General features: G+C 70.2%; 24 protein-coding genes and 1 tRNA gene. 15 read left to right on the forward strand and 10 right to left on the reverse strand.

What is annotated here, in order from left to right; translation table 11 throughout:
- The first annotated feature begins 51 nt into the window (after positions 1 to 51).
- Both ACZ69M_RS02785 and ACZ69M_RS02790 read left to right on the forward strand, forming a co-directional pair.
- The gene (locus ACZ69M_RS02785; RefSeq protein ID WP_470046103.1) at positions 52 to 1200 is read left to right on the forward strand and encodes a DUF475 domain-containing protein; all 1149 of its coding nucleotides are present in this window, start codon (positions 52 to 54) and stop codon (positions 1198 to 1200) included.
- 121 nt (positions 1201 to 1321) lie between these two features.
- The gene (locus tag ACZ69M_RS02790; RefSeq protein ID WP_060896039.1) at positions 1322 to 2062 is read left to right on the forward strand and encodes a TerD family protein; all 741 of its coding nucleotides are present in this window, start codon (positions 1322 to 1324) and stop codon (positions 2060 to 2062) included.
- A gap of 39 nt (positions 2063 to 2101) precedes the next feature.
- Here the strand turns inward: ACZ69M_RS02790 and ACZ69M_RS02795 are convergent, their stop codons facing one another.
- On the reverse strand, positions 2102 to 2998 hold the full coding sequence (locus tag ACZ69M_RS02795; RefSeq protein ID WP_470046104.1) for a TerD family protein: 897 nt from the start codon (positions 2996 to 2998) through the stop codon (positions 2102 to 2104).
- Positions 2999 to 3187: 189 nt separating this feature from the next.
- On the opposite strand from ACZ69M_RS02795, the gene ACZ69M_RS02800 reads away from it, so the two are divergent.
- The 3 genes from ACZ69M_RS02800 to ACZ69M_RS02810 are packed head-to-tail and all read left to right on the forward strand — an operon-like array spanning position 3188 to position 7714.
- Positions 3188 to 4357, forward strand: a complete 1170-nt coding sequence (locus ACZ69M_RS02800; RefSeq protein WP_470046105.1) for an HpcH/HpaI aldolase/citrate lyase family protein — start codon at positions 3188 to 3190, stop codon at positions 4355 to 4357.
- Positions 4358 to 4394: 37 nt separating this feature from the next.
- Complete coding sequence (locus tag ACZ69M_RS02805) at positions 4395 to 6887, forward strand: phosphoribosyltransferase (protein ID WP_470046106.1); 2493 nt, start codon at positions 4395 to 4397, stop codon at positions 6885 to 6887.
- Positions 6887 to 7714 (forward strand): HAD family hydrolase, encoded by an 828-nt coding sequence (locus tag ACZ69M_RS02810; RefSeq protein ID WP_470046107.1) that lies wholly within the window; start codon positions 6887 to 6889, stop codon positions 7712 to 7714. The genes ACZ69M_RS02805 and ACZ69M_RS02810 overlap by 1 nt, the downstream gene beginning before the upstream one ends.
- Positions 7715 to 7789: 75 nt before the next feature.
- Here the strand turns inward: ACZ69M_RS02810 and ACZ69M_RS02815 are convergent, their stop codons facing one another.
- Complete coding sequence (locus tag ACZ69M_RS02815; protein WP_470046108.1) at positions 7790 to 8014, reverse strand: FmdB family zinc ribbon protein; 225 nt, start codon at positions 8012 to 8014, stop codon at positions 7790 to 7792.
- 334 nt (positions 8015 to 8348) lie between these two features.
- Between ACZ69M_RS02815 and ACZ69M_RS02820 the strand changes: the two genes are divergently transcribed.
- The 3 genes from ACZ69M_RS02820 to ACZ69M_RS02830 all read left to right on the forward strand — a co-directional run bounded on the left by ACZ69M_RS02820 (position 8349) and on the right by ACZ69M_RS02830 (position 13489).
- On the forward strand, positions 8349 to 10784 hold the full coding sequence (locus tag ACZ69M_RS02820; RefSeq protein WP_470046109.1) for a transglycosylase domain-containing protein: 2436 nt from the start codon (positions 8349 to 8351) through the stop codon (positions 10782 to 10784).
- A 111-nt stretch (positions 10785 to 10895) separates the two neighbouring features.
- Positions 10896 to 12191: a polysaccharide deacetylase family protein gene (locus tag ACZ69M_RS02825; RefSeq protein ID WP_470046110.1), complete on the forward strand. Its 1296-nt coding sequence runs from the start codon at positions 10896 to 10898 to the stop codon at positions 12189 to 12191.
- Positions 12192 to 12358: 167 nt separating this feature from the next.
- Positions 12359 to 13489: an amidase domain-containing protein gene (locus tag ACZ69M_RS02830; RefSeq protein WP_470046375.1), complete on the forward strand. Its 1131-nt coding sequence runs from the start codon at positions 12359 to 12361 to the stop codon at positions 13487 to 13489.
- A 22-nt stretch (positions 13490 to 13511) separates the two neighbouring features.
- Here the strand turns inward: ACZ69M_RS02830 and ACZ69M_RS02835 are convergent, their stop codons facing one another.
- The 3 genes from ACZ69M_RS02835 to ACZ69M_RS02845 form a co-directional block, all read right to left on the reverse strand.
- The gene (locus tag ACZ69M_RS02835; protein ID WP_470046111.1) at positions 13512 to 14237 is read right to left on the reverse strand and encodes a DUF4383 domain-containing protein; all 726 of its coding nucleotides are present in this window, start codon (positions 14235 to 14237) and stop codon (positions 13512 to 13514) included.
- Positions 14238 to 14333: 96 nt separating this feature from the next.
- A complete protein-coding gene (locus ACZ69M_RS02840) occupies positions 14334 to 15722 on the reverse strand; it encodes a hypothetical protein (protein ID WP_470046112.1) in 1389 nt (462 codons plus the stop codon).
- 73 nt (positions 15723 to 15795) lie between these two features.
- Positions 15796 to 16578 (reverse strand): DUF4097 family beta strand repeat-containing protein, encoded by a 783-nt coding sequence (locus tag ACZ69M_RS02845; RefSeq protein WP_470046113.1) that lies wholly within the window; start codon positions 16576 to 16578, stop codon positions 15796 to 15798.
- Positions 16579 to 16756: 178 nt separating this feature from the next.
- Between ACZ69M_RS02845 and ACZ69M_RS02850 the strand changes: the two genes are divergently transcribed.
- Positions 16757 to 16831, forward strand: a tRNA-Val gene (locus tag ACZ69M_RS02850).
- 174 nt (positions 16832 to 17005) lie between these two features.
- Here ACZ69M_RS02850 and ACZ69M_RS02855 read toward each other — a convergent pair.
- Positions 17006 to 17629, reverse strand: coding sequence for a DUF4360 domain-containing protein (locus tag ACZ69M_RS02855; RefSeq protein ID WP_470046114.1), 624 nt, complete (start codon positions 17627 to 17629; stop codon positions 17006 to 17008).
- A 295-nt stretch (positions 17630 to 17924) separates the two neighbouring features.
- Between ACZ69M_RS02855 and ACZ69M_RS02860 the strand changes: the two genes are divergently transcribed.
- Together ACZ69M_RS02860 and ACZ69M_RS02865 are read left to right on the forward strand one after the other, a co-directional pair.
- Complete coding sequence (locus ACZ69M_RS02860; RefSeq protein ID WP_470046115.1) at positions 17925 to 18149, forward strand: hypothetical protein; 225 nt, start codon at positions 17925 to 17927, stop codon at positions 18147 to 18149.
- 61 nt (positions 18150 to 18210) lie between these two features.
- The gene (locus ACZ69M_RS02865) at positions 18211 to 18738 is read left to right on the forward strand and encodes a GNAT family N-acetyltransferase (protein WP_470046116.1); all 528 of its coding nucleotides are present in this window, start codon (positions 18211 to 18213) and stop codon (positions 18736 to 18738) included.
- A 36-nt stretch (positions 18739 to 18774) separates the two neighbouring features.
- Here the strand turns inward: ACZ69M_RS02865 and ACZ69M_RS02870 are convergent, their stop codons facing one another.
- The 3 genes from ACZ69M_RS02870 to ACZ69M_RS02880 all read right to left on the reverse strand — a co-directional run bounded on the left by ACZ69M_RS02870 (position 18775) and on the right by ACZ69M_RS02880 (position 20596).
- Entirely contained in the window at positions 18775 to 19662 is an 888-nt protein-coding gene (locus ACZ69M_RS02870; RefSeq protein WP_470046117.1) for a nuclease, read from the reverse strand.
- Positions 19663 to 19736: 74 nt separating this feature from the next.
- The gene (locus tag ACZ69M_RS02875) at positions 19737 to 20078 is read right to left on the reverse strand and encodes a hypothetical protein (protein ID WP_470046118.1); all 342 of its coding nucleotides are present in this window, start codon (positions 20076 to 20078) and stop codon (positions 19737 to 19739) included.
- A gap of 110 nt (positions 20079 to 20188) precedes the next feature.
- On the reverse strand, positions 20189 to 20596 hold the full coding sequence (locus tag ACZ69M_RS02880) for a winged helix-turn-helix transcriptional regulator (protein ID WP_470046119.1): 408 nt from the start codon (positions 20594 to 20596) through the stop codon (positions 20189 to 20191).
- Between the two features lie 122 nt (positions 20597 to 20718).
- Here ACZ69M_RS02880 and ACZ69M_RS02885 point away from each other — a divergent pair, with 122 nt between their 5' ends.
- Positions 20719 to 21594: an alpha/beta fold hydrolase gene (locus ACZ69M_RS02885; RefSeq protein ID WP_470046120.1), complete on the forward strand. Its 876-nt coding sequence runs from the start codon at positions 20719 to 20721 to the stop codon at positions 21592 to 21594.
- Here ACZ69M_RS02885 and ACZ69M_RS02890 read toward each other — a convergent pair.
- A complete protein-coding gene (locus tag ACZ69M_RS02890; protein WP_470046121.1) occupies positions 21556 to 23097 on the reverse strand; it encodes a hypothetical protein in 1542 nt (513 codons plus the stop codon). The genes ACZ69M_RS02885 and ACZ69M_RS02890 overlap by 39 nt on opposite strands.
- A 169-nt stretch (positions 23098 to 23266) precedes the next feature.
- On the opposite strand from ACZ69M_RS02890, the gene ACZ69M_RS02895 reads away from it, so the two are divergent.
- The 3 genes from ACZ69M_RS02895 to ACZ69M_RS02905 are packed head-to-tail and all read left to right on the forward strand — an operon-like array spanning position 23267 to position 25748.
- Positions 23267 to 23743: a MarR family winged helix-turn-helix transcriptional regulator gene (locus ACZ69M_RS02895; protein WP_470046122.1), complete on the forward strand. Its 477-nt coding sequence runs from the start codon at positions 23267 to 23269 to the stop codon at positions 23741 to 23743.
- Positions 23743 to 25155 carry an MFS transporter gene (locus tag ACZ69M_RS02900; RefSeq protein ID WP_470046123.1) on the forward strand — a complete coding sequence of 471 codons (1413 nt, stop codon included), beginning with the start codon at positions 23743 to 23745 and terminating at the stop codon, positions 25153 to 25155. Before ACZ69M_RS02895 ends, ACZ69M_RS02900 begins: the two co-directional genes overlap by 1 nt.
- A 2-nt stretch (positions 25156 to 25157) precedes the next feature.
- Positions 25158 to 25748 (forward strand): hydrolase, encoded by a 591-nt coding sequence (locus tag ACZ69M_RS02905; protein ID WP_470046124.1) that lies wholly within the window; start codon positions 25158 to 25160, stop codon positions 25746 to 25748.
- Positions 25749 to 25805 lie beyond the last annotated feature (57 nt).

Consider the following 25805-nt stretch of genomic DNA (forward strand, 5'->3'; position numbering starts at 1 on the left):
GCCGAGTACGGCGCGGGGGAGACCCGTACATACACGATGATTGGGTAGCCAGTGCTTCTGAAAACCTTCGGCTGGTCGTTTGCGGTCACCGCGCTCGGCTTGGTCGCAGCGGTGATCTACGGGGGGTGGACCGCCTTTGGCATCGTGGCGATCCTGGCCATCCTGGAGATCTCGCTGTCCTTCGACAACGCGGTGGTCAACGCCGGGATCCTGAAGAAGATGAATGCCTTCTGGCAGAAGATCTTCCTCACGGTGGGTGTGCTGATCGCCGTCTTCGGTATGCGACTGGTCTTCCCTGTCGTGATCGTGGCGGTCACGGCCAAGAAGGGTCCGATCGAGGCGGTCAACCTCGCGCTGACCGACAAGGACCAGTACCAGCAGCTGGTCACGGACGCTCACCCGGCGATCGCCGCCTTCGGTGGCATGTTCCTTCTGATGATCTTCCTCGACTTCATCTTCGAGGACCGTGACATCCAGTGGCTGCGCTGGATCGAGCGCCCGCTCGCCAAGCTCGGCAAGGTCGACATGCTGTCGGTCTGCATCGCCCTGGTCGTGCTGCTGGTCTCCTCCATGACCTTCGCGGCCCACGCCCACCAGCACGGCGGCGCGCACATCGACAAGGCGCAGACGGTGCTGATCGCAGGCATCGCGGGCCTGATCACGTACATGGTCGTCGGCGGACTCTCCGGCTACTTCGAGGACAAGCTCGAGGAAGAGGAGGAGCGGGAGCACGAGGAAGAGGAGGAGGCCGCGCGGACCGGCAAGAAGAAGCCGGCCGTCGTCCTCGCAGGTCAGGCCGCGTTCTTCATGTTCCTCTACCTCGAGGTCCTCGACGCGTCGTTCTCCTTCGACGGTGTCATCGGCGCCTTCGCCATCACCAACGACATCGTGCTGATGGCGCTCGGCCTCGGCATCGGCGCCATGTACGTCCGCTCGCTCACGGTCTACCTGGTCCGCCAGGGCACCCTCGACGACTACGTCTACCTGGAGCACGGCGCGCACTACGCCATCGGCGCCCTCGCCGTGATCCTCCTGGTCACCATCCAGTACCAGATCCACGAGGTCATCACCGGTCTCGTCGGCGTCGTCCTGATCGGCTGGTCCTTCTGGTCCTCGGTGCGTCGCAACAGGGCGCTCGCGGCGGCCGAGGGAAAAGCGACGGCCTCGGACGACAAGGCTGAGGTCTCGTCCGGGGTGTGAGCCCAGGAGCGTGAGTCCGGGAGGGTGATTCCGGGAACGCTCTGAGCGGGGCGGCCGTCGAGGACGAGTCCTCGTGGCCGCCCCGTCGCATATCCAGGCAACGTGGGGGCGGGACAAGGCAATGGGCTTCTGGGACGACCTGTGGCGCGGACGCTCGACGGACTTCGACTCCGGCAGTGCCGCCACCAATTCCATAGAACTGACCAAGCGGAACCACACGGTCTCGCTCACCAAGCAGGGCGCGGCCACCGGCAACCTGCGCATCAACCTGTCCTGGCGCATGCGCACGTCGGACATCGGCGGCGGCCAGCAGCGGGGCAGCCTGCTGCGCCACCCCTTCAAGACCTTCAAGCCGGACGTGGTCCAGGCGCACACCCAGAGCATGGTGAACGTCGACCTCGACCTGGGCGTCATGTACGAGCTCGCGGACGGCTCCAAGGGCGTGGTGCAGCCCCTGGGCAACTTCCTCGGCGACATCAACGACCCGCCGTACGTGAAGCTCAGCGGTGACGACCGGTTCGGTTCGGCGTCCGGCGAGACGGCCTACGTCAACCTCGACCACCGCGACGACATCAAACGGCTCCTGGTCTTCGTGTACATCTACGACCAGACGCCCGCCTTCGACCGTACGCACGCCATCATCACGCTCTACCCGAGCAACGGGCCCCGGATCGAGATCGGCCTCGACGAGCGGCATCCGCAGGCCCGCTCCTGCGCGGTGGTGATGATCGAGAACAACAAGGGCGAGATCACCGTGCGGCGTGAGGTGAAGTTCGTGTACGGGTTCCAGGCGGAGCTGGACCGGTTGTACGGGTGGGGGTTGCAGTGGGGGCGGGGGTACAAGTCCAAGGCCGACCGTTGAGGCTGCCTCGACGGTTCGCCCAGGGCCCGGGGCGCCTTCCTAGCGTCCGATGAACTGCGGCCCCTGTGGCGGCAGCCTGAAATCCGGGTCGGGCAGGGAGCCGACCGCCTGCGGGAACCCGTAGGCCGGCTGGACGGCCGGGGCCGTCTGAGGCCCCGGATAGCCGTAGGCGGGCTGGCTGGTCGGCTGGGGGTAGCCGTAGGCGGGCTGGGCGGGGGCCGTCTGCGCGGGCCCCGGATAGCCGTACGCGGGCTGCTGGGGCAGCGGGGCGGCCTGCTCGGGCGGGAGGGGCACCGAGGTCTCCGGGGAGGCCGCGGGGTCAGCCCAGGCGGTGGCGTCGGGCAGGGGCGCGACGGCCTCCGGCTCGGACTCGTCCACCGTGATCCCGAAGTCGGAGGCGAGCCCCTCCAGGCCGTTCGGATAGCCCTCGCCGAGCGCCCGGAACTTCCAGCCCTGACCGCGCCGGTACAGTTCGCCGCAGATCAGCGCCGTCTCCGTACCGGTCTCCGGCTTGATGTCGAAGTGGGCCAGCGGCTCACCGTCCGAGCCCGGCGTGCCGGTCGTGGCGGAGGTGGCGGACGCGTCGTACAGCAGAATGCGTAGGGCGCGTACCTGGTCGAAGGTGACGCCGTCCGCCGATGCGACCAGGAGAATCTGTCCGACACCGGACTCGACACCCGCCAGATCCGTCTGGATGGTGTCGGTGAGGCCCTCGGCGACGCGTTTCTTGCCAAGTCGCCACACCTTGCCCGAGGGATGGCGTGGCTGGTTGTAGAAGACGAAGTCCTCGTCGGATCGCACACGACCGTCGGGACCGAGGAGCAGCGCCGAGACATCCACATCGGGGACACCCTGCCCGGGCGTCCAGCGCAGCACGGCACGTACCGCTGTGGCGTCCAGCGGGACGTTAGACCCCTTCAGCATCGCGTGCGTCATGCGGTCATCCTGCCCTCTCGGTCCTGGTCACGACAACGCGGGGGTAAGGATTCCCGGTCGGGATGTGCGGGCAACCGACATGGCCGAGTTACCTGAACTTCACGCCTGGTGGGAACGACTGACATGGATTTGTACGTACTATTACCGGCCACATCACGTAGGTCCGCCTAGCCGCAACGGGGGAGTTTCATGCGTCATTTCGGGCATATCGCCCCTGAAGAGCGGCAGCGTCTCTTCTACCGGGAGCCGTGCGTCTTCACCGCCGACTCGCCCGCCCGCGTGCTCGCGGCGGCCCTCGGCGCCACCCTGTACAGCCCCGCGACCAGACCCCACCTCGCCGACGACGTCGTCAAGCAGGCCGGACGCGGCGTGGTCTCCATGGTGCTGTGCCTGGAGGACTCGATCGACGACGCCGAGGTCGTGGGCGCCGAGGAGAACCTGGTCCGGCAGTTCGCCGACCTCGCCGGACGGCCGGAGACCGACGGGCTCCCGCTGCTGTTCGTACGGGTCCGTGAGCCCGGGCAGATCCCGGACCTCGTCCGGCGGCTCGGCGCGTCCGTGCGGCTGCTGTCCGGTTTCGTCCTGCCGAAGTTCACCGAGGAGCGGGGCGTCCCGTTCATGGAGGCGCTCGCCGCGGCCGAGTCCGCGAGCGGTCGGCGGCTGTTCGCGATGCCTGTCCTGGAATCGCCCGGGCTGCTGTACCTGGAGAGCCGCCGGGAGACCCTGGAGGGCATCTCCCGGGTCGTCGACAAGTACCGCGACCGCGTCCTCGCGCTGCGCCTGGGCGTCACCGACTTCTGCTCGGCGTACGGGCTGCGCAGGGCGCCCGACATGACCGCCTACGACGTCCAGATCGTCGCCTCCGTGATCGCGGACGTGGTGAACATGCTGGGGCGCTCGGACGGCACCGGGTTCACGGTCACCGGGCCCGTGTGGGAGTACTTCCGGGTCCAGGAGCGCATGTTCAAGCCGCAGCTGCGCCGCAGCCCCTTCCAGGAGGGTGAGGTCGAGGACCTGCGCCAGGCGCTGATCGAGCACGACCTGGACGGGCTGCTGCGCGAGATCGCCCTCGACCGGGCCAACGGTCTGCTCGGCAAGACCTGCATCCACCCCTCGCACGTCCCGGCGGTGCACGCGCTGTCCGTGGTCAGCCACGAGGAGTACAGCGACGCGCAGGACATCCTCAGGCCCGAGCGGGGCGGCGGGGGCGTGCTGCGGTCGGCGTACACGAACAAAATGAATGAAGTGAAGCCGCACCGCGCCTGGGCCGAGCGCACCCTCCAGCGCGCCGAGGTGTTCGGTGTGGCGAACGAGGACATCGGCTTCGTGGAACTGCTCGCGGCCGCCCTGCCTGCGTGAACCGCGCCGGCCCGACCGACCGACCAACAAGGAATCGATGAAGAACGTGGTGTGGACGGGGACCTGGGTCGCCGAGCGACTGGGTGTCGAGCTCGTCGGTGACGAGAAGCTGAGCGACCTGCTGGGGCTCGCGCTGCGGCGCAACCCCCGCCGGGCGCATCTGCTCGTGTCGAACGTGCTCGGCAAGCACGTCCCGCAGTCGCCGTCCGTGGTGTACGGACACGGGTTCGCGCTCGGCCGGCGGGTACGGGAGCTGCTCGGCGCCGAGGGCGCACGCGCGGCCGTCGTCCTCGGGTACGCGGAGACGGCCACCGGCCTCGGCCACTGCGTCGCCGACGGCGTGGGCCTCGCGCCCTACCTCCACTCGACCCGCCGCCCCGTCCCCGGCGTCGACACGGCGGGCGGCTTCGAGGAGTCCCACTCCCACGCCACCTCCCACCTCCTGCTGCCGGAGAACCCCGCTCTGCTGGCGGGCGCGGGCCCCCTGGTCCTCGTCGACGACGAGTTCTCCACCGGCAACACGGTCCTCAACACCATCCGCGACCTCCACGCCCGCTATCCGCGCGACCGCTATGTGGTCGTGGCCCTGGTCGACATGCGTTCGGCCGCGGACCTGGGCCGTCTGGCGGAGTTCGCGACGGAGATCGGCGCACGGGTGGACCTGGTCGCCGCGGCGAAGGGCACCGTGAACCTCCCGGAGGGCGTCCTGGAGAGGGGCCAGGCATTGGTGGCGGAACACGAGAGCACCGACACCACCAGGACCACCGAGCCCGCCGACAGCCGTCCCTGGCACCCCGGTGCCGCCCGTGTCGAGCTCGGCTGGCCCCGGGGACTGCCCGACGGGGGACGGCACGGCTTCACACCCGGGCAGCGAATACGGCTGGACGCGGCGCTGCCCGCGATGGCCGCGCGGGTCGCCGAAGCGCTGCCGGACGGGGCGCGGCGCGTCCTCGTACTCGGCTTCGAGGAGCTGATGTACGCGCCGCTCAGGTTGGCCAGAGAGCTGGAGCAGGTGGTGTCCGCCGAGGTGCGGTACTCCACGACCACCCGCTCCCCGGTGCTCGCCCTCGACGACCCCGGTTACGCCATACGGACGCGCCTCGCCTTCCCGGCCCACGACGACCCCGACGACGGACCCGGTGAGCGGTACGCGTACAACGTCGCGGGTGCCGGTTTCGACGCGGTCGTGGCCGTGGTCGACTCCGCCGCCGACACGCCCGCCCTGCACGCCCCCGACGGCCTGCTGGCCCAGCTCGCGGAGCACACGCCGAGTGTCCTGCTCGCCGTCGTCCCCTCGTACGTCCCCGCACGGCCGTCCACCGAAAGGCCCTCCATGCTCCCCGAGCCCCTCCGCGGCCCCGCCTTCTCCTCGTACGCGCCCGACGAGGTCGGCTGGCTGCTGCAGGACCTCTCGGACGTGACGCTGGAGGCGCCGACCGAGGAGCGCGAGGAGGCGATCCAGAGCGGCGGCGCCCACTACGCGGAGTCGCTGCCGGTCGAGTACCAGCCGAGCCCCCAGTACCAGGAGCTGTTCCAGACGGCCCTCGGCACCTCGGCCGCCCGGATCGCCCAGGCCGTCGGCGCCGTCACCGAACTGGTGCTCGCCGAACGCTCTCCGCACCCCGTACTCGTCTCGCTGGCCCGCGCGGGCACCCCCGTCGGCGTTCTGATGCGCCGCTGGGCCAAGCACCGGCACGGCCTCGACCTGCCGCACTATGCCGTCTCCATCGTCCGTGGCCGCGGTATCGACGCCAACGCGCTGCGCTGGCTGGCCGCCCACCACGACCCGGCCGACGTCGTGTTCGTCGACGGCTGGACCGGCAAGGGCGCCATCACCCGCGAACTCGCCGAGGCCATCAGGGAGTTCGAGTCCGCCGAGGGCATCACCGGCTTCGACCCGGAGATCGCGGTCCTCGCCGACCCGGGCTCGTGCGTACGGACGTACGGCACCCGTGAGGACTTCCTCATCCCCTCCGCCTGCCTCAACTCGACGGTCTCAGGCCTGATTTCGCGCACGGTCCTGCGCTCGGACCTGGTCGGCGAATACGACTTCCACGGCGCGAAGTTCTACCGAGAGCTCGCCGGCTCCGACGTCTCCGTCGACTTCCTGGACGCCGTCGCCGCCCACTTCCCCGACGTCGCCGACGCGGCCTGCGCCCAGGCCAAGGAGCTCCTCACCACCGACCGCACCCCCACCTGGGAGGGCTGGGCGGCCGTCGAGCGGATCAGCGAGGAGTACGAGATACACGACGTGAACCTCGTCAAGCCGGGCGTCGGCGAGACCACCCGCGTGCTGCTGCGCCGCGTCCCCTGGAAGATCCTGGTGCGTGCCGATGGGGGTACCCCCTGCTCGAGCGGAGCCGAGAGCTTGGGGGAGGGCACCGACCTCGACCATGTACGCCTGCTCGCCCAGCAGCGCGGGGTACCCGTCGAGGAGGTCGACGAACTCCCGTACACCTGCGTGGGGTTGATCCACCCGAAGTACACGCGCGGCGCGACCGGCGCCGACGGCAAGGCGGTGACGGTCTGATGTCCGCGCCCAAGGTGCTCGTCGCCAGCGATCTCGACCGTACGCTGATCTACTCCTCCGCCGCCCTCGCCCTGACCATGCCCGACGCGCGGGCGCCGCGGCTGCTCTGCGTCGAGGTGCACGAGGCCAAGCCGCTGTCGTACATGACCGAGACGGCCGCCGCGCTGCTCACCGAGCTCGGCGACACGGCCCACTTCGTGCCCACCACGACCCGCACCCGCAAGCAGTACCAGCGCATCAACCTGCCGGGGCCCGCCCCCGAGTACGCGATCTGCGCCAACGGCGGGCATCTACTCGTCGACGGTGTCTCCGACCCCGACTGGCACGCGGCAGTGACCGCGCGGCTCGCCGACGAGTGCGCTCCGCTGGCCGAGGTGCGGGACCACCTCGCGGCCACCGCCGATCCGGCGTGGGTCCGCAAGCACCGGGTCGCCGAGGACCTGTTCGTCTATCTGGTGGTGGAGCGCGAGCTGCTGCCCGAGGAGTGGGTGAAGGAGCTGGCCGTCTGGGCGGAGAGCCGCGGCTGGACGGTGTCGCTGCAGGGCCGCAAGATCTACGCCGTGCCGAAGCCGCTCACCAAGAGCGCGGCCGTGCGCGAGGTGGCCCGCCGCACCGGCGCCCTCCTCACGCTCGCCGCCGGTGACTCCCTGCTCGACGCCGATCTGCTGCTCGCCGCCGACCGCGGCTGGCGGCCCGGCCACGGGGAACTCGCCGAGGCCGACTGGACGGCGCCGGCGATCACCGCCCTCCCGGAGCGGGGGGTCGCGGCGGGGGAGCGGATCCTGCGGGAGTTCACGCAGGCCTGTGGCCGGCCGGGCGCGGTCTGAGAGTGCGACACGCCCGGGCGGCACGGAGGATTCGGGCGAAGAAAAGCTGAAGACTTCCTGAAAAATCCTGGTCGATCAGCCGCAGCAACCGCCGCCGCAGCACCCGCCTCCGCCCCCTCCGGACGGGCCCAGGGCGGACGGGGAAGCCGATCCGCCGGTGGCGACCGCGACGGTCGACAGGAGTTTCACCGTGTCGTCGTGCCCGGCGGGACAGTCCGCCGGAGCGGCGGATTCCGCCATCGGGCGGCTCAGTTCGAAGGTGTCGCCGCAGGTCCGGCAGCGGTACTCGTAGCGAGGCATACGCACAGGTTAGCGGCCGGGAGCCGACGATCGAAGACTTCCGCGGCGCGGTCGCGCACCGGGTGGCGCGGTGCTCCGGAACCTGGACCTCCTCGATTCCTCCCCGATTCCCGCCCGGTGCCTCCAGAGGGCCGACTTGACCTGCTGAACATTTCTGTCTGGTTCCTGGGCGAGGAGATCGTATTAGTCGCTGATAATTTAAGAGGGCCGCGACGAGCCGCAAGGTCGGGGAGGGGGGCTCGCAGCCGCATGTGCGGCAGCTGCATCTACCCGCGCGCGCAATTCCGAAGTGCGGAGGGAGACGCAGTCGTGACCGAGGCATGGCATCGAACGGATGCCCCGCATCCTCTGGGCCGTCCACGCGCCGGAGCCCGCCGTGGCTAGCGGGGACGGTGACGACCGCCGGAATCGCCGCGGGCTCGGTCCGCAACGGCCCGCGAGCGGTCGCGCGGAAGGCCCCGCGAGCCGTCGTGCGGAAGATCCCGCGAGCCGTCGCAGGGAAGAGTCCGCGAGTCGTCGCGCGGAAGACACGGAGAGCGAGACTCCCGCCGAGCGGACCACTCAGCTCCGCCTCCCGCCCCGGGCCGAGGAGACCACGCAACTCCGCCTCCCGCCCCGTGCCGAGGAGACCACGCAACTCCGCCTCCCGCCCCGCGCCGAGAGTCCCGCCGAGGAGACCACGCAGCTTCGCGTCCCCTCTCCTGCCGAGATCGAGGCGCGCTCAGGTGCGGAGGACCCCGCACAACGCGCCGATCGAGGGACGGCTTCCGGCCACCGCGGCACCCGCCGCAAGCCGGCCGTGCCCTCCGCGCTCGCCGGACGCTGGGCGCGCATCGGCCGCCGTCTGAAACCGGCGTACCCGCGCCCCGGCCGCTCCGGCTGGCGGCGCTGGGTGCCCTCCTGGCGTCAGTGGCTGGGCGCCTGGGGCCTGGCCATCGGGCTGAGCGGAACGTTTCTGGTGATCGCCTACGCCGCGACAGACATACCCCAGAACCTCAACACGTACGCCACCCAGCAGGACAACGTCTACTTCTGGTCCGACGGGACGCCCATGGCCCGTACCGGATGGGTGCGGCGGCAGGCGATGCCGCTCAAGGACATACCCCAGGACGTGCGCTGGGCGGTGCTGGCCGCGGAGAACCAGAGCTTCTACTCCGACCCGGGCATCTCCTTCAAGGGCATCACCCGCGCCCTGGTGCGCACGGTCGGCGAGGGCAACACCGAGGGTGGCTCGACGATCACCCAGCAGTACGTCAAGAACGTCTATCTGAACCAGAACCGCTCGGTGAGCCGCAAGTTCACCGAGGCGATGATCTCCCTCAAGCTCGACCAGAAGATGAGCAAGGACAAGATCCTCGAGGGCTATCTCAACACCAGCTGGTTCGGCCGCGGCACGTACGGCATCCAGCGCGCCGCCCAGGCGTACTACGGCAAGGACGTCGGCGAACTCAACGCCAGCGAGGCCGCGATGCTCGCGTCCCTGCTGAAGGGCGCGGGCCTGTACGACCCCACCCTGAGCCAGGCGAACCACAAGCGCGCCGTGGAGCGCTGGTCCTGGATCCTCGACCGCATGGTCAAGATCGGGAAGCTGTCGCCGGCCGAGCGGGCCAAGTACACGAAGTTCCCCGAGCCGATCACGCAGTCCCAGACCTTCGACACCGGCAAGCAGAGCGACTACCTGGTGGAGCTCGCGACCCAGTACGCCAAGAAGGCCGCGCACATCTCGGACCAGCAGTTCGACCTGGGCGGCTACCAGATCTACACGACCTTCGACCGGAAGCGGGAGACGGCGCTCGCCGACGCCGTGACCAAGGCTCGCAACAAGGCCCTGAAGGACGACCCCAAGACGGCGAAGACCGCCCACTACGGGGCCTCCTCGGTGGCCGCCGACGGCAAGATCCTCGCCGTCTACGGCGGCCCCGACCACCGTACGCAGGGCTACAACGAGTCCAACGCGACCACGGTCCCGGCCGGTTCGGCGTTCCTGCCGTTCGTCTACGCGGCCGGGCTGGAACACGGCGTCCACAAGACCCGCGACAGTACGGCGACACCGGTCACGCCGGAGACGCTCTACAACGGTGACGACAACATCCCCGTCACCACACCCGAAGGGCCCTACTGGGACCGCGCCAACAAGAAGGTCGCCGCCCACAACGACGGCAACAAGTCCTGGGGGCAGATCAGCCTGCGCAAGGCGCTCGCCGAGTCCGTGAACGTGCCGTTCATGCAGCTCGGCATGGACACGGGCCTGGACAAGGTGCGGCAGACCGCCGAAGCGGCCGGGCTGCTCTCGTCGACCATGGGTCCCCAGGTGCCCGCGCTGTCCCTGGGCAACTCCACGCCCAGCGCGATCCGGATGGCCAACGCCTACGCCACCTTCGCCGCGGGCGGGTCGCACACCGAGCCGTACTCCGTGCGACGCATCACCCGCAACGGCTCCCAGGTCGCCCTGGACACCCCCCGGCCCAAGCGCGCGGTGAGCCCGGAGGTGGCCCGCGAGGTCACCGAGGGGCTCACGGACGCCTTCGGCACAGCGCACCCCACCGCGGCCCAGAGCGCACCGGAGACGGCCGGGAAGGCCGGCACCACGGCGGACGACACCGCCGCCTGGTACGTCGGCACGAACCGTTCCGTGTCGACCGCGATCGTCCTCTACCGCATCGACCTCACCAAGAGCCTCGAACCACTGCCGCTCAAGGGCCTCGCCGGCACGTCCGCCGACGACGTCCCGTACGGCATCTGGGCCGGCGCCATGAGTCCGCTCGGCTGACCGCGACGGCCACGAGGCCGCCCACCCCGACGGCCGAGAGGCCACCGCGCATCCCGATGGCCGAAAGGCCCCCGCCCGCTCCTTCCACCCCCCTCGCAGAATGTGCCCCGTATGAACTCGAAGCACAGCGGTCACCGCCGCCGCGAACCCGCGCCCGGTTCCGCCCGCCAGGGTTTCGTGGCCATGGCGGCCTTCCTCGTCGTGACGTCGACGACCGCCACCTACCTGGCCCTGAACCATTCGGACCCCACCACACCGGCCGCCTCGGCCGGCGGTCCCCGCTCCGGGGCCAGCGCCACCAAGACGACCAAAGAACCACCGTGGGACGGCAGGACGAAGGTGCTCGGGGACGGCTCCACGTCCTACACCGGGCCGCAGAAGGGCCAGTTGAAGCCCGTCCCGCTCAAGCCGGGTGAGAAGCCGCCTCAGTTCGTCGTCTTCTCCTGGGACGGCGCCCTCCAGGGCGACGACAAACTCTTCACGCACTACCAGGAGTTGGCGAAGCAGTACAACGCCCACATGACGTTCTTCCTGACCGGCATCTATCTGCTGCCCAAGGACAAGAAGACGCTCTACAAGCCGCCGATGCACGCGCCGGGCGCCGCGGCGATCAGCTACGCCACCGACCAGCACATCCGCGACACGCTGGAGGAGCTCGGCAAGGCGTACAAGGAGGGCAACGAGATCGGCACCCACTTCAACGGTCACTTCTGCGAGGACAAGGGCGGCGGGGACTGGAGCGTGGCGGAGTGGGAGAGCGAGATCAACCAGTTCTTCTCGTTCGTCGAGAAGTGGAAGACCAACACCGGCTACACCGACCTGCCGGCCCTGCCCTTCGACCCCACGAAGGAGGTCAGCGGCGGGCGCGCACCCTGCCTGGAGGGCCAGAAGAACCTGCTCAAGGCCATGAAGGCGACCGCCAAGGACTACGACTGGCGCTACGACGCGAGCTCCTCGGGCAACCTTCAGATATGGCCCAACAAGAAGGAGGGCGTCTGGGACTTCCCGCTGCAGCTGCTCCCCTACGAGGGCGGCAAGTTCCAAGGCCTGTCCATGGACTTCAACTTCCTCGCCAACCAGTCCGGCGACTCGACCGAGGGCGACCCGGCCAAGTACCCCGAGTGGGAGCAGCAGACCGTCGCGTCGTACATGGACGGTTTCAACCGCGTGTACTACGGCAGTCGTGCACCGCTGTTCATCGGCAACCACTTCGAGAACTGGAACGGTGGCATCTACATGAAGTCCATCGACCAGGTCGTCAAGAACGTGTGCACGAAGAAGGGCGTTCGCTGTGTGTCCTTCCGAGAGCTGGCCGACTGGCTCGACGTGCAGAAGCCCGAGACCCTGGAGCGCCTGCGCAGTCTGGATCCCGCGCAGTCCCCGGACTGGTCGACGGTGGTGAAGTAGCCGTGAACGGCGCCCCGACTTTCGGTGCGCCAACTTACCCTTTTCCCAAGGGAGTTGACCTGGGCGGGCACGAAACCCCCCCGGGTTCACCACAGTTGAGGAGGACGTGTAAAGATTCCTTCCCCGGCATCTGATCGGGTGTAAGGAGATCATCAGTGAGAACGAAGATGTTGAGCCGATGCTCGACCCTGACGGCGATCGCCGTCTCCGCGGTCCTGCTGCCCCTTTCCTCCGCCCACGCGGCGACCGCGTCCGTCACCGTGAACCGGGCGACGGCCGACGCGTTCGGCCGGATGGCGGACGCCGTGCTCACCGACCGCACGGCGGCCCTCCTCGACAAGAGCCCGGCGGTACCCCGCACGGCCCTCGCGTCGAAGTCGACGGGAGGCGTCAAGCTGACCGCCGCGCTGGCGAAGACGGAGGACACCGCGCTGACCTCCCTGCGCGGCACCCGCTCCCGCCTCGCGGCGCTGGGTGAGGCCTACACCGCCGCCGACACCAAGGTCACCGTCGACAGGACGCGCAGGTGGGGCAAGGTGGCCACCGCCTGGGTCACCGAGACCACCGTCCTCACGTACAAGAAGATCCACGGCGACGAACCCGACACCACGGGCTTCGACGCACACCACGTCCTGACCTTCGCCGCCCAGCCGGACGGCACCTGGAAGCTCTCGGGCCTGCGGACGACCGACAAGGGCGCCCACCAGGTCAACGAACCCGTCACCGCCGCCCCCGCGCGCAGGACCCCGATGGCCGTTGTCGACGCCCCCCCGGCAGCGACCACGTATCCCGCGCCCGCCAACCCCAAGAAGCTCACCGGAGGCGCGTACAACTACGCGGCGATGGCGACCTACGCCGAGAAGTACTGGAAGAACTACAACACGGCCTACCGGAAGTTCAACGGGGTCGGCGGCGACTGCACCAACTTCGTGAGCCAGAGTCTGCTGGCGGGCGGCTGGCAGCCGATCAGCACCGTGACTCCGGAGGAGTACGACACCTGGTACTACGTCGCCAACGGCCAGTCCGACTCCTGGGCGGGCGTGAACGAGTGGTCCTGGTTCACCCAGACCGCCAAGCGCACCACGCCGCTGGCGAACGTCTATCAGATGGACGTCGGTGACGTCCTGCAGATGGACTTCGACCGGGACGGGGCCAAGGACCACACCATGATCACGTCCTACCGCAGCTCCAGCGGCATGCCGTACCTGACCTACCACGATGCCGACACCTACCGCCGGTCGCTGTCGAGCATCATCGCGTCGTACCCGACCTCGGCGTACTACGCGTACCGCACCTGATCACCTGGTCACCTGAGGTGACCTAGGGGTCCGTGGTCCTGGGCGGCTCGGCGGGCTTGGTCTTCGACGGCTCGGTCTCTGCCGCCTTGGATTCCGGTGCCTCGGATTCCGCCCCCTTGGTGGTTTCCGCTGCCCTGGTCTCCGTGCCGCCCACGGCCTCGGGCGTCGGCGCGGCCCTGTGCGACTGCTGCAGGGCCGTTGCCGAGGCCGACTCCTGCAACGCCCGGATCCGCTCCGCCCGCTCGGCCTCCTCGGGGTGGCGGGCTTTGTAGTACGGGTTGTCGTGAGGCAGGGCCGAGCCGACCCTCCCGTACATCCCGAAGAACATCAGCAGGACGCCGACCACAAAGCTGAACAGCACGTTCTGGATGTGGAAGGCGAGGAAGTTGTAGCGGCCGTCCAGCAGCGCCAGGTTCAGGAAGCCGTTGAGGATGAACAGGAGGCCGAAGACCATGTTGAGCGTCGAGGCGAAGTTCCCGCCGATCACCATGCCCACGAACAGCAGCAGCCCCACGCAGATGGACAGCACGCTGAGTGAGCCGTTGGTGTTCAGCCCCATCACCGTGTCCCCGTGGGTGGTGAAGAAGCCGACCCTGTTGGTCAGGCCCAGGATCCCGAAGGCGAGCAGGAAGAGGCCCATAAGGCCCGCGCCGATCCGGTAGAACTTGTTCAGCCGGTGATCGACCGGCAGATGGTCGTCGAAGGCGATGCGTCGTCGGGTTCCGGGACGAAGTACGTGCGTGGCCATGTCCGCCTCCCTCTTCAGCTAGCGGAGGCCGTACGTACAACCCAGCATCCGCCCGGAAGCGGGGGACCGCCAACACCGGGGACCGGGATCGCCGGCTCAGACCGGGCCGCCGCGCTCCTCGCGGATCTGGGAGACCACCCGGGCGGCCGTCGCCCGTACCGCCTCCGTCTCGGTCAGGAAGTGCCAGTAGTCGGGGTGGCGCCCCTCCAGCGCGGCGACGGCACGCTCCAGCCGGGCGACCGAGTCGTCGAGCGGGCGGGCGTGCCGCGGATCCGGGGTGTTGCGGCCCGCCATGGCCAGGCGCTGGGCGTCCCGGATGGCGAAGCGGGTGCGGTCGATCTCCTGCTGGGGGTCCTTGGACACGGCGTTCAGCCGTCGCAGCCGGTCGCCGGCCGCCGACACGGCCTCGTCGGTCCCGTTCAGCAGCACGCGCACCGTGGACAGCAGCGAGGTGGCGTCGGGCCAGCGCTGCGCGTCGCGCGCCGCCTGTGCCTCCTTCAGCTTCTGCTCGGCCTGCCGTACGTTCTCGGCGGCCTGCTCCGGCACGTGCTGCAGGTCCTGCCAGCACGCGGCCGCGAACCGGCGCCGCAGCTCGCTCAGCACCGGCTCCACCTGCCCGGCGCGGGTGGTCAGCGCCTGGGCGCGGGTGCGCAGCGACACCAGCCGGTGGTCGATCTCCGCGGCCCGCTCCGGCAGCCGCTCCGCCTCCGCGCGCACCGCCCCGGCCTCCCGCGAGACCCGCTCGGCACGCTCCAGCGTCTCCGGTACGCCGTGCTGCCCGGCCCCCTGGTTGAGCTTGGTCAGCTCGGGCCCGAGCGCGGCGAGCCGGCCGGCCAGATCATCGGCTCTGAGCCCTGTCCCGCGTACGGCGTCGAGGGCGTTCGAGGCGGCGAGCAGGGCTTGGCGGGCGCGCTCGACGGCGGGCGCGAGCCGGGCGAGCTGCGTCTCGGCCTTCCCGAGCAGCGGCGCGAGTCCCTGGGCGAACCGGTCCAGGTCCTGCTTGACCCGCCCCAGCTGGTCCTTGGCGGCGGTGAGTTCGGCGCGGGCGCGGACGGCGACCGACGCCTCCAGCTCGTCCCGGTCGAGGTCGTGGGCGTCGACGGCCTCGATGTACTTCCCACTGGCCTCGTCGATGCGCCGGCCCAGCGCCTCGAAGTCGGAGACGGCGCGGCGGGCCGCGGGGGAGTCGTCGACGGCGGTGATGGTCTCGATCGAGATCCGCAGATCGCGCTGGGCGGTGTCCAGCTCGTAGAACGCCGCCGCGGCGGCGTCCTTCGCGGCCTGCGCCTCGGCCCGCTGGCTCTCCGCGCGCCCGCCGAACCAGCGCCGGGTGCCGCCACCGGCGAAGGCCGCGGGCAGGACGAGGGCGGCGAGGAGCGGGAGGGTGAGAAGGGTCAGCACGTCACGGTATCGATGGGGCTGACGGCGTACCGACTGCGCGCGTGGCGCAAACGGCGTGTACGGCTCTGAAGGTGTCGCCGTCACATCCCTCTCCCGTGCTGTCATCCGCCTTGCCCGGTTCATTCTCCCACCGGTTAAGGACGAACACACGGGCCGGTTAGTTCGCGGTTCGTACTGTGATGCTTCCGTCGTTCGCGTGGGCGGACACCACGTGCGAACTGGCCGGGTCCCGGGGCACGGACACCCGCACGGATCCGTCCCCGCTCTCGGCCGTCACCCGGTATGTGTCGTGAGGCAGCCCGATGGTGAGCGAACCGTCCCGGCTGCGGGTCTCGACCAGGTCGGGCACGACGCCGAGTTCGAGCCGTACGGACCCGTCCGAGCTCTGGGCGCGCACACGGCGCGCGTCGATGCCGAGCGCCTGGATCGAGCCGTCGGCGGTGCGCAGGTCCAGCGCGCCGGAGGAGTTCGTCACGCGGACACTCCCGTCCGACGTACGGATCCCGAGCGCCTCCTTGAACCCCTCCGCCCGTACGCTCCCGTCCCCGTCCACGACCTTCACCGCGACACCGCGCGGCACGACGATCCGGTGCTTGGCGCTGCAGTCGGCGACCACGCCGGAGCACTTCATCCGCAGCGTCAGCCGGTTGTCCTTCATCGCCCAGGTCACGCGCGGATCCCCACCGACGACGATGTGCCCCTGGAACCACCGGGTGACCTCGACCTTGTCCGCCTGGGCCGACCCGGCGACCACGAGTTCCAGAGCGGAGTCGTCCGAGTCCACGGTGAGCGTACGACCGTGCAGCGCGAACGCCCGATGCTCCGGATGCCTGTCGTCCCCGGCATTCGCCCCGCAGCCTGCGACGGTCACGACGAGAGCGACGACGGCACCGGCGACGGCCGCGGTCCGCGCGGCTGTCCGTGTCCGAGTCCGAGCCATGAAGATCTCCCCCTGGAATGAAACGCCGACGCGCTCCGATGCCCTTCGACGCCTTCGACCGTACGGTTCCGGGGTCCGCCGGGGGATCCGGGCTGCTCCCGGACCGGAGGTGGGGTTAACCCCCGGATACGGGTTTGCGGGGCATCCCCCCGGGCAATGTAGGCTGTCGACTCGTCCTGGGCGCGTAGCTCAGTGGTAGAGCGCCGCCCTTACAAGGCGGATGTCGGCGGTTCGAAACCGTCCGCGCCCACCAGGACAAAGACCCCCGGCCGATCATGGCTGGGGGTCTTTGGCATCCAGGTCGCAGGTCCGCGTTCTTGGCCGCGCGCGTGAAGGACCGACAGACGTCGCGCGGCTCGATCGGCCGTCCCGTTCGCGTGGTGAACACGTAGTCGCCGCGGCATCAGCCGATGGCAGCGTCAGGAGATCACCGGCACTGCTTCCAGGCCAGGTGGTACACGGTTTTGATCCTGCCGTCCGTCGAGTCCATCTCGATGAAGCTGGTGGCGCTCGGGCTCGAGGTGCCGCGATCGACCAGCAGTTCAGTGTTGATGTCGAGGTTGCGCTTCCCTCCGCAGGGGGCGAAGTCCCGGGCGGCGACGTCCACGGTGTCGGTCGTCTGCCAGTTGTTGTTGAACCCGCCCTTGAAGTGATGGGTCGAGTTGGTGGTGTGGGCGTTGCCCTGGAAGTGGTAGCTGGCCCGCTGGGTCCCGGACGCACCCGGCGCCAGTGAGGCGAAGCCGCTGTAGCCGGCGGACACGATCGCGTAGGTGTAGCGACGGGGGACGTGCAGGAGGAGGTTGAGCCGGCAGTTCTTCTTCCGGTCGGTCGGCGCCGAGCCGGGCCCCACCTGGGCGAGATAGTTACTGTAAGTGATGGTGAAGGCGGTGTTGTCAGGGGACAAGGCCACGGCGGCCGTCCCTGTCGGACAGCCGGAACCGTTGACAGTCACGCTGTCGATGACGATCCGATCCGGCGGCGGCGTGCCGCCGAAGGCCGACGAGCCGAGCAATGTGGCGACACCAGTCGCGGCCAGCGCGCGGAGCACCATGGGCTTCCCTTCAGTCGTCCACGGATCCAGGGCGGGCGTCGCTTTCCGAGCCCGACCCCGGATTTCCCGTGGGCATCGCACCACACGCTGCGTGTCCGTGCACGGAAGGTGACGTTCTGGTCACTCAAATGGCCTTCAGGGCCGGTCCGCGGAGCCCGGACCGAACTTACGAGGCGGATGTCGGCGGTTCGAAACCGTCCACGCCCACCAGCCTCAGGACACGAGCAAGGCCCAGGTCGGCCGGGGGAACCCGGGGGGCCTGGGCATTGATCCTCTTTGGCTATCCTCATCGGCCATGCGAGTTGCAGTCATCGTGTCCAAGGCCGTACTTGTCGTTCTCGGTACGTGGGCGGTTCTCGTCGTGGGCTTGGGGCTGGTCGCGTTCCTGCCTGAGCGTGTGCAGTACTACGCGATCTCCCCCTTCACCATGGTCCTCTGGGTGTGCTCCCTTGTGGTGGGCCCCGTGATCTCCTGCCTGGTGTTCCGCCGCTGGATCAGGACCGTGCCGGGCATGCCGTAGCGGGCCCGTGGGCGCCGGAAATTCGGTGGTTGCGCCGGTGGGTGCTGGCCATACTGCGGCCATGGATCCCGTGACTCTGGAGACCGCGCGACTTCTGCTCAGGCCCTTCGGCCCCTTTGACGCGGACGCGGTGCACGCTGCCTGTCAGGACGAGGACATCCAGTTCTACACGCCGGCGCCGTCACCGTATCGGCGTGAGGATGCCGAGAAGTACGTCGGGGAGACCGCGCCCCAGGGCTGGGCCGGGGATCGCGACCACATTCTGGGTGCCTTCCGGTCGGACAACGGTGCGCTGGTCGGGTCGTTCTGTCTGACGAGGCTCTCCGAGGGGGTCTACGAACTCGGCTACTGGGCGGCCAAGGAGCAGCGCGGCCAGGGGTACTCCGCGGAGGCGGCCCGGGTCCTGTGCGACTGGGGTTTCGCCGTGCTCGGGGCGCACCGGATCGAGTGGTGGGCGATGGTCGGGAACGTGCCCTCCCGCGCACTCGCCGAGAAGCTCGGCTTCACCGTCGAGGGAACCCTGCGCCATCGCACCGTGGTCAGAGGGGAACCGCGTGACTGGTGGGTGGGCGGACTTGTGAAGTCCTGACGGCCGAGAGTTCCGGCAGTCGAACATCCGATCTGGTCATTCCTCCGCGAAGACCAGGTCCTCGATCGGGTGGGTCATGCGTACCGTCCCGCCGTCGACCTCGACCACGTGGTGCAGGCCGGTGAGGGTCTTGGCGGTGGGGCCCTGGGAGAGGATGCGGAACCGGTCGGCGCCGCCGAAGAGGTAGCTGGGGAAGCAGTCCAGCGAGGAGTCGGGCGCGAAGCGCAAGTGGTCCGCGAGGCGGCGGAAGAGCTTCGGGAGCAGCACCAGGTCGTCCGTGAGGGAGGACAGGCCGGTGATCGCCGCCCCGGTGGTCGTCGTGTCCTTGGCCCATACGCCCAGGCCCGCCGACCTCGCCTGCTGGGACACGGCGGTCAGCTCGGTGCGCAGGTCGGGAAAGAGGTCAGAGTAGAAGGTCGGGAAGACCAGGCCGAGCGTGAGCAGGTGGTGGTTGGCGGTGGTGCGGAGCAGCGGTACGTCCACGGTGATCCAGTCGCCGCTCTTCTTGCCCGCGGGTGGCGCCCCGCGACCGGCCAGCGCGACGCAGCGGCTGTGTACGTCGATCGCGCTCGCCAGGATGAAACCGGGCACGCTCTCCGGGGTGCCGGCGGTGACCTTCTCGCCCGCGTGCTCGACGGTGGTGAATCCGAGCCAGTTCAGCAGCTCGTCGCGGGCGGCGTGGGCGAGGTCGAGCGGCTGGTGCACCTCGTGCGGGCCCGTGCCCAGATAGTGGGTCTCCAGCGCGTCGATCGCGTCGAGCCGCAGGTTGGCGCCGCCACGGCTGTTCCGGTGGGTCTTGTCGATCTTGTGCGTGCCGGGGATCTCGTACCAGAAGGCCGCGTCGTGCGGGTCGAAGCGGACGGTGTCGCCGTCCGGTTTCGCGTTCAGGATCCGGTAGTCGCCTTCGATGAGGAGCATGGGCATGAGTACCTCCGCGTCAACGCCGGTGACTCATTGTTGCCGCGCGGGGGCTCCCTCGTACCCGGAGTGACACGGAATTACGACGTTTGCGGCGGGCCTTCGTGGGCGTGCTTCAGCTTCGCGCGGGCGTCCAGCGTGTCCGGTGGGGCGACCTCCGACCAGAAGCGGTGGCAGGTGACGAAGACGGCGAGTTCTCGTTCACGTTGGCGGAGCTTTTCGACCTCGGCCTGTTCGTCGGGTGTCCAGCCGGGGGAGGCGGGGCGTTCCACCTTGCGCCAGCCCTTGTCGTCGCTGAAGCCGTCCAGGGGCTCCACCGACCAGGGGAGCTTCTTGAGCAGGGCCAGGAGCTCCGCCCGGACCTGATGCAGCTCCTCCTGGCCTGCCAGGAGGTCACTCGGGAAGTCATAGGTCGCAGCCACGCGGCAATGGTACGCCTGTTCGAATTTGAGGTGCGAGTTCCTTCGGGGACTTCACGCGAACGGGTGGGGCGTCCACGGCGGACGGCGTCCTGTCGTGGCGGCCCGAACGGTCAGTCGTCGTCGGCGAGTTCGCGGCTGCGCGCGTTGGCCCGGTCCACCTCGGCCATGTGCTCCTCGGCCCAGGCCCTGACCATGGCCAGCGGGCCCTCCAGCGACAGGCCGAGCGGAGTGAGCCGGTAGTGCACGCGCGGCGGCACCGTCGGTTCCACCCTGCGGCCGACCAGGCCGTCGCGGGTCATGCCCTGGAGGGTGACCGACAGCATCTTCTGCGAGACCCCGGGCATCCTGCGTCGCAGTTCCGCGAAGCGCACCTCCTCCGGGGACGCCTCCGCCAGCACTTTGACGGCCATCGACATCCACTTCGTACCGATCCGGTCGAGCAGGCGACGGGTCGGGCACTGCGGATCGAACAGATCTCCGCGAGTCCCGTCGCGGGGCTGTGGCGGAGGAGAGGTCATGAGGGGGTCACCTGGGGCTCACTACCTGTCGTGGAAGTGCGGTCTTGGCGTCTCCAGGTTAGTTACCTAGCGTTCGGTTGTCACCAATGGTGACCACCTTCCCCCCGGCACCTGGAGGTCTCATGTCCGTCGCGCTCCGGCAGGTCGAAGCCAACGGCGTCGAACTCAACGTGGCCCTGGCCGGTGAGGGCCCGGCCGTTCTGCTGCTCCACGGCTTCCCGCACACCTGGCAGCTGTGGACCCACGTCATGGACGGGCTCGCCGGGCGGTACCGGGTCATCGCACCGGACCTGCGCGGATGCGGCGCCAGCGCGCGCACGGCGGGCGGCTACGACGCCGGTACGCTCGCGGCCGACGCCGAAGCCCTCCTCGACGCCCTCGGAGAGACCTCGGCCGCCGTGATCGGCATCGACGCGGGCACCCCGCCGGCCTTCCTGCTCGCCATGCGCCGCCCCGGCCTCGTCCGGCGACTCGTCGTCATGGAGTCGCTGGTGGGCAGGCTGCAGGGCGCGGAGGAGTTCCTCACCCACGGCGCACCGTGGTGGTTCGGCTTCCACACGGAACCCGGCCTCGCGGAATCCGTCCTGACCGGGCACGAGGACCGGTACATCGACTGGTTCCTCGACGCGGGCACCCTCGGGCAGGGCGTGGATCCCGCCGTCCGCGACGCCTTCGTCCACGCGTACACCGGGACCGGGGCTCTGCGCTGCGCCTTCTCGTACTACCGGGCCCTGCCCGAAAGCGCCCGGCAGATCCAGGAAGCCGTCCGTACGGTCCGGCTGACCGTGCCCACCATGGCCATCGGCGCCCACCCCGTGGGCGGCGCGCTCGCACAGCAACTGCGGCCGGTGGCCGACGACTTGACCGGCCACGTCATCGAGAACTGCGGGCACATCATCCCGCTGCACCGCCCGGACCGGCTCCTCGGCCTGCTGGAGCCGTTCCTTGCCCCGGCGGGGTCAGGGGATCAGCTTCAGCATCATGGCCGGCGGCAGTGACGGGTTGGCCGCGGCCGCCTCCGCCACGCGCCCCTCGGCGTCGCCGAGCAGTTCGACGATGACCGGTACGGGCAGGGACGGGTGGGCGGCGGCCAACGGTCGTGCCTGTGGGTCGGTCAGGCAGGCGAGCAGGGACGGCGCCGTCGCGTTGGGGTGGCGGGCCACCTCGCGGAACGCCTTCCGGACCGGTGGGTCGTGTCTCGTCACGTGCTCCAGCAGGGACGGCGACGCGTCCGGGTTCGTCGCCACCTTGGCCAGCACCCGGACTCCGTGACGGCCGATCATGTCACGCAGCCGGGCCTCGGAGAGGCCGGGGTGAGGGGCGATGGACTTGAGCACCTTCGCGTCGGTGTCGGCGGCCAGCGCGTCGCGTGTTCCGGGCGGCAGATCACGTCGTGCGGCCAGGAGCATCCGTACGGCCGGGACGGGAGACTTGGCCAGGCTCTCGACCTCGGCGGGGGTGGCGGCGGCGATCCGCGGCAGCAGGGTCGCGCCGATCTTGGTGTTGCCCGCCAAGGAGGTGAGCAGGTCCAGTGGCACACGGGGATGGTGGGCCAGTCTGCGCCGTACGTCGGGGTCCACGTCGGTGGCCAGGGCGCGCAGATGGGTGGCGTCGAGTGCGGGGTTCTCGGCGAGGTCGCCCCGTATGCCGGGCAGCGGGTCGTCGACCAGCCGCCCCCATACCTCCGGAGGCAGATCGGGGCGGGCGGCGAGCGACCAGCGCAGCAGCGCCGAGGAATGGCCGGCGAAGCCGGCGGCGACCCGGGCGGGCGTGGCCGGGTTGCTCAGCGCCTGCCGCACCATCTCGTGCACCGTGGACTCGTGGGAACCGGTGCAGAACGCGCCCGGCGGCAGGTCGTCGGCCGGGTGCGGGTGCGGGTGCGGGTGCGGGTGCGGGTGCGGGTGCGGGTGAGCGTGGGCGGCCGGAGTCCGCTCTCGGTCGCAGACCAGGCAGTGCCGCGCCGCAGGCAGCCCGTCCCCGGTCAGCAGCATCTCCAGTACGGCCGGTGGTGTCGCCTCGTTGGCCGCCACCGCGCGGCGGACCTCCGCATGCGGGTGTCGCGCGAGCCGGGCGGCCATGTCCGGGGTGGTCCACAGCGCGAGCTCGGCCACCACCGCGATCTCGGAGTCGGCGGCGAGCGTGTCCGTCGCATCGGGGGGAAGGTCCGGGCAGGCGGCCAGCTTCTCGCGGCGCCAGGTGACCGGATCCGTCGCGAAGCGGCGTGCCCACTCCGGGAGGCCGGCCCCCGTGTCGAGCAGGGCGAGCGCGGCCTGCGGCTGGGCCACGGGATCGATGTCGGCGGACGTCAGGCGTCCCTCGTACGCGAGGTGTACGGCGGTTTCCTCGTCGCGGGCGGCCAGGGCGAGTGCCTGGGCGCGGCCGAGGTCCGGGCGGGCGGCGAGCTCCATGGCGATCTCGTCGTCCGCGACCGTGATCAGCCGGTCGACCAGCTCGGCGGGGAGGGCCGGGTTGGCGGCGAGCCCGCACAGGATGTGGTTCACGAGGGCACATCCTGCCCGGGGCGGGCGGGAAGCGCCCGTGGATTTCCCTCCGGCTCCGTCGGCTCCCCGTATCAACCCCCGTATCGGCTCCCCGTGTCAACGAAATTGCTCAGCCCAGACTGCACAGCTCGAACTGGACAGTCTGGACTGAAGGTTTTAGCGTGGGGGCATGGATGAGAGCAGGGACGGCCACGGTGTCGACGGGATCTCCGGGTCCGCCGCCCGTGCCGCGCGGGATCTGCGGGTCGCCTTCAACCGGCTGCGGCGGCGGATCCGGGAGGTCGCCGAGACGGAGGGGGAGGCGCAGGACCTCACGCCCTCCCAGGTGTCCGCGCTCACACTGGTGAGCAAGAGCGGCGCCGCGACGGCCAGTGGGCTGGCGGCCGCCGAGGGGGTGCGCCCGCAGTCGATGGCCGCCACGCTCGCCGCGCTCGACCAGTACGGGCTGATCGCGCGCAACCCCGACCCCGGGGACGGCCGGCGGCAGCTCGTCACGCTCACCGACGCGGGGCGCGAGCGCATCGAGGGCACCCGGCAGGCCCGTGCGGAGTGGCTGGCCCGGGCCTTCGAGGACCGCTGCACGGAGGCCGAGCGGCAGACCGTCATCGAGGCCATGGCCGTACTGGACCGGCTCACCCGGCCGTGATGCCGAAGATATCCGGACTGGCTCGCTCCGACCGGCCCTCGCGCCACCGCCCCGCGGACTCCTTCGACCGGCGGCTGATCGCCCCGATGGTCCTCGGATCCGTACTGAACCCCATCAACTCCGCCATGATCGCGGTGGCGTTGGTGCCGATCGGGGCCGCGCTCGGGGCATCGCCCGCGCAGACGGCCTGGCTGGTCACGGGGCTCTACCTGGCCACCGCCGTGGGGCAGCCCGTCATCGGACGGCTCGTGGACACCTACGGACCCCGTCGCCTCTATCTCATCGGGACGGCGCTCGTGGGGATCGCCGGGCTGCTCGGCGCCCTCGCTCCGAGCCTCGGCGCGCTGGTCGCCGCCCGGGTGCTGCTCGGAGTCGGCACCTCCGCCGCGTACCCCGCCTCGATGAGCCTCACCCGCAGTGAGGCCGAGCGCACCGGGCGGGACAGCCCGGCCGGAGTACTGACCGCGCTCGCCGTCTCCGCCCAGACCGTCTCCGTCGTCGGCCCCACCCTGGGCGGACTGCTGATCGGCGTGGGCGGCTGGCGCACCATCTTCCTCGTCAACGTGCCGCTGTCGGTGGCCTGTCTGGTCCTCGGCGTGCTGCGGCTGCCGAAGAGCCCGGGCGGGCAGCGGGAGAGGCGCAGCGTCGATCCGCTCGGCATGGCGCTGTTCGCCGGCCTGCTCGCCGCCCTCATGTTCTTCCTGATGAAGCCGCGGGCCGACCACTGGTGGCTGCTCGTCCTCGCCGTGGGCGCGGCAACGGCCTTCGCCCTGCGGGAGGTTCGTGTCGCGGAGCCGTTCATCGACCTGCGGGTGCTCGGCGGCAACGTCCCCATGCTGGCGACCTTCCTGCGTCAATTCCTCAGCTTCACGACGGCGTACGCGTTCCTGTACGGCTTCACGCAGTGGCTGGAGGAGGGGCGGGACCTGTCCGCCGCCACCGCCGGACTCGTCCTGCTGCCCCTGTCGCTCAGCGCGCTGGCCGTCTCCGCCGTCACCGGGCGCCGCGAGGCGATCCGGGGCAAGCTCGTCGTGGGCAGTCTGGTTCAGATCGCCGGGTGTGCCGCGCTGTTGGGCGCGAACTCCGGCAGTGCGATCTGGCTCCTCGGCGCCGTCGGGATCGTCATGGGCATCCCGCAGGGCCTCAACGGCCTCGCCAACCAGAACGCCCTCTACCGGCAGGCCGACCCCGCCCGTATGGGCTCCGCGGCCGGACTCCTGCGCACCTTCATGTACCTCGGCGCGATGGTCGCCTCAGCCGCCGACGCGGCCGTCTTCCCCCATGGCGCCGACACCGGGGGCCTGCACGACCTGGCCCTCTTCATGCTCGCCGGAGCCACGCTGCTCCTGGCGGTGACCCTGCTCGACCGATCCCTGCGCACCCTCGCGCCCTCCACCCCCCGAAAGGCCTGACCATGGCTGTCACCACGCTCGACCCGAAGACCGCGCTCGTCGTCATCGACCTGCAGAACGGCATCGCCGGAAACCCGGGCCTCGCCCCGCACCCGGCCGCCGAGGTCGTGGAGCGGGCGGCCCGGCTCGCGGACGCGTTCCGCGAACAGAGCCTCCCCGTCGTCCTCGTCCGGGTCACCGCCGCCGCCGACGGCGCGGACGGCGTCCCCGGGCGCATCGACGGCCCCGCCCGCGCCCCCCGTGTCTGGCCGGAGGGCTGGGACGTCCTCGTCGACGAGCTCGCCGGTCACCCGGAGGACATCGTCGTCACCAAGCGGAACTGGGGCGCGTTCTACGGCACCGACCTCGACCTGCAGCTGCGTCGCCGCGGGATCACCCAGATCGTGCTGCTCGGCATCGCCACCAGCATCGGCGTCGAGTCCAGCGCCCGCGCCGCCCACGAGCACGGCTACCACGTCACCCTGGCCACCGACGCGATGACCGACCTCGACGCCGAGACCCACCGCAACAGCGTCGAGCGGATCTTCCCGCGTCTCGGTGAGACGGGCACGACGGACGAGATCCTGGAAGTGCTGGCCAAGACCCACGCCTGAGCCGCGCGCCGGGTGAACCGTGGTCGGGTGAACCGTAGTCGGGGTGAGCCGTAGCCG

The sequence above is a fragment of the Streptomyces sp. NPDC107454 genome (assembly GCF_055582885.1).

Coding starts and splice junctions, on each gene's coding strand:
- ACZ69M_RS02790 (WP_060896039.1), top strand. CDS start 1,322: ATGGGCTTCTGGGACGACCTGTGGCGCGGACGCTCGACGGACTTCGAC.
- ACZ69M_RS02795 (WP_470046104.1), bottom strand. CDS start 2,998: ATGACGCACGCGATGCTGAAGGGGTCTAACGTCCCGCTGGACGCCACA.
- ACZ69M_RS02800 (WP_470046105.1), top strand. CDS start 3,188: ATGCGTCATTTCGGGCATATCGCCCCTGAAGAGCGGCAGCGTCTCTTC.
- ACZ69M_RS02805 (WP_470046106.1), top strand. CDS start 4,395: ATGAAGAACGTGGTGTGGACGGGGACCTGGGTCGCCGAGCGACTGGGT.
- ACZ69M_RS02810 (WP_470046107.1), top strand. CDS start 6,887: ATGTCCGCGCCCAAGGTGCTCGTCGCCAGCGATCTCGACCGTACGCTG.
- ACZ69M_RS02815 (WP_470046108.1), bottom strand. CDS start 8,014: ATGCCTCGCTACGAGTACCGCTGCCGGACCTGCGGCGACACCTTCGAA.
- ACZ69M_RS02820 (WP_470046109.1), top strand. CDS start 8,349: ATGCCCCGCATCCTCTGGGCCGTCCACGCGCCGGAGCCCGCCGTGGCT.
- ACZ69M_RS02825 (WP_470046110.1), top strand. CDS start 10,896: ATGAACTCGAAGCACAGCGGTCACCGCCGCCGCGAACCCGCGCCCGGT.
- ACZ69M_RS02830 (WP_470046375.1), top strand. CDS start 12,359: ATGTTGAGCCGATGCTCGACCCTGACGGCGATCGCCGTCTCCGCGGTC.
- ACZ69M_RS02835 (WP_470046111.1), bottom strand. CDS start 14,237: ATGGCCACGCACGTACTTCGTCCCGGAACCCGACGACGCATCGCCTTC.
- ACZ69M_RS02845 (WP_470046113.1), bottom strand. CDS start 16,578: ATGGCTCGGACTCGGACACGGACAGCCGCGCGGACCGCGGCCGTCGCC.
- ACZ69M_RS02855 (WP_470046114.1), bottom strand. CDS start 17,629: ATGGTGCTCCGCGCGCTGGCCGCGACTGGTGTCGCCACATTGCTCGGC.
- ACZ69M_RS02860 (WP_470046115.1), top strand. CDS start 17,925: ATGCGAGTTGCAGTCATCGTGTCCAAGGCCGTACTTGTCGTTCTCGGT.
- ACZ69M_RS02865 (WP_470046116.1), top strand. CDS start 18,211: ATGGATCCCGTGACTCTGGAGACCGCGCGACTTCTGCTCAGGCCCTTC.
- ACZ69M_RS02870 (WP_470046117.1), bottom strand. CDS start 19,662: ATGCCCATGCTCCTCATCGAAGGCGACTACCGGATCCTGAACGCGAAA.
- ACZ69M_RS02880 (WP_470046119.1), bottom strand. CDS start 20,596: ATGACCTCTCCTCCGCCACAGCCCCGCGACGGGACTCGCGGAGATCTG.
- ACZ69M_RS02885 (WP_470046120.1), top strand. CDS start 20,719: ATGTCCGTCGCGCTCCGGCAGGTCGAAGCCAACGGCGTCGAACTCAAC.
- ACZ69M_RS02895 (WP_470046122.1), top strand. CDS start 23,267: ATGGATGAGAGCAGGGACGGCCACGGTGTCGACGGGATCTCCGGGTCC.
- ACZ69M_RS02900 (WP_470046123.1), top strand. CDS start 23,743: ATGCCGAAGATATCCGGACTGGCTCGCTCCGACCGGCCCTCGCGCCAC.
- ACZ69M_RS02905 (WP_470046124.1), top strand. CDS start 25,158: ATGGCTGTCACCACGCTCGACCCGAAGACCGCGCTCGTCGTCATCGAC.